The organism is Photobacterium sanguinicancri (assembly GCF_002265265.1).
Taxonomy (GTDB): domain Bacteria; phylum Pseudomonadota; class Gammaproteobacteria; order Enterobacterales; family Vibrionaceae; genus Photobacterium; species Photobacterium sanguinicancri.
Map to the genome: position 1 here is coordinate 1 of NZ_NOIF01000337.1, position 1,825 is coordinate 1,825.

Genomic DNA, 1,825 nt, shown 5'->3' on the forward strand with positions numbered 1-1,825 from the left:
GGTACACGCGTCAGTTGTAAGGTCATGGCCTTATCTCATGGTTTAATGACAGCGATTCGTACTCGACCATATTGGCACAGTTAGACGATGAGCCTCTTTCACTGCGTGACTAACGCTTCATAAATTGATCTTCATTGAATAGTGTTTTGTTCCTTAACATGAAGTAAACACATCGCCCTAATTTGTGAGCGAGTACAGATAGGGCTTTCGACTTTGGCATTCTGCGTTGAAGCTTGGCTAAATAGCGTTGGGCATCATCATTACCTCGAAGATAAAGTACGCAAGCTTCAGAGAACGCCCATTTAAGATGAGCATTTCCAATTTTGGCACCTGAAGTACCATAGATTTTACCTGCTGATTCAGCTTTGCATTTGACTAGGCGAGAGTAAGAGGCAAACTTCTGTACTGAATCAAAGCGTTGGATGTCACCGATTTCATAGAGAATGGTGAGGGCGAGTATTTTACCGACCCCTTTGATAGATTTGAGTAAATGGTATTCACGATAGAAGTGTTTGATGGCATGGTTTTCCACCTGTTTTTCTATCTGTCGAAGTTCTTTATCGTAATGTTCAACGAGTTGGTTCCATGGGCGGGTAAGTTATATTGACTCAAAGTGTTACTGACGTGTGCTTTGAGCATTGCGCCATGACGGATGATTTTCATTCGGCGACGTAATAAGTCACGTGTAGCACGCATTGATTTAGGGTAATGATAGGCGACAGGGAATGTACCACCACGAAGTAGTTTGGCAATTTTAAATGAATCAATTTTGTCGGTTTTAGCTTTACCGCCGTGAATCGCTTTCATGTACAAAGCATGTCCGAGAATAAAGTCGACCGCATTGTCTTCACACCAGTCGGCTACCCAATACCAACAATGCATACATTCAACGCCGACAATAATATTTCCGATATAGGGTTCAAGAATTCTCATTAAATGTTCAGGTGAGGCTTTAATCTCTTGATGGATACATATTTCACCATCATGGTTGATGATGCAGACATATAAAAGAGCGGGCATGGAGATCTATCCCGCAGTAATAAGGGTGGTTCTTCGTATAAAATTGCATATGAGTCTTCTCCGTTTTTTGGTTTAGTCGCCTTCCAGCATACTCCTTTGGGGTATGTTGTCGGAGAAGGCTCAATAAGTATCAAAGGCATTAAGGTGACGCTTAACAATCGGCAGTTTTGGTTTGAAGTGTATTTGGTTTAGTAAGTTCAGCGTTGGCGCACCTTATGCCAAGGCGTTAAGCATTCAGGAAGGTTTATGGAAACAAACACAATTATTTCATTATCGAGTGTAATTATTGCACTTTCAGCTTTGGGTATAACAATTTATCAAGCATATTTGGGTAGAAAGCATAATAAGCTATCATTAAGACCACATTTACATTATTGGTTTGATAATAGTGAGTTGGATAATGTGTACTCATTTGAGGTGATTAATAATGGTATAGGTCCTGCGAAAGTAAAAACTTTCGAGGTGACGCTGAATGGGGAAACAGTTGAAGAAAGAGGTACACGACAACTTTCCACGGCATTGTATACGGTATTTTCTGGTTATGAGCTTGAGTTAACAACTTCATATTTAGATAAAGGGAATTGCATCTCACCAAATAAGTCAATAGAGCTGTTTAAGATCTCTTTTTCTAATGACACTCCAATTTCTGAAAGGGAATACAAAGAAAAACTTAATCAGATAAGTGTCGTAATCACCTATGAGTCTTTCTATAAAGAGATTTTTAAACTTGCACCCTAATGCTTAACAAGGCCATCAAGTGTGACGCATTACACTCGGCAGTTTTGGTTTGAAGTGCGGTGCGCTT

Annotated in this window: 1 protein-coding gene and 1 pseudogene; one reads left to right on the forward strand and one right to left on the reverse strand. The window is 40.0% G+C overall.

What is annotated here, in order from left to right; translation table 11 throughout:
- Window positions 1-109 precede the first annotated feature (109 nt).
- Window positions 110-1,069: pseudogene (locus tag ASV53_RS23815) on the reverse strand (IS110 family RNA-guided transposase).
- Between the two features lie 197 nt (window positions 1,070-1,266).
- Between ASV53_RS23815 and ASV53_RS23820 the strand changes: the two are divergent.
- Window positions 1,267-1,758 (forward strand): hypothetical protein, encoded by a 492-nt coding sequence (locus tag ASV53_RS23820; RefSeq protein ID WP_017007271.1) that lies wholly within the window; start codon window positions 1,267-1,269, stop codon window positions 1,756-1,758.
- The last annotated feature ends 67 nt before the right edge of the window (window positions 1,759-1,825 follow it).

Excerpts from the sequence above, each read along its gene's own strand:
- ASV53_RS23820 (WP_017007271.1), top strand. The coding sequence starts at position 1,267 with ATGGAAACAAACACAATTATTTCATTATCGAGTGTAATTATTGCACTT.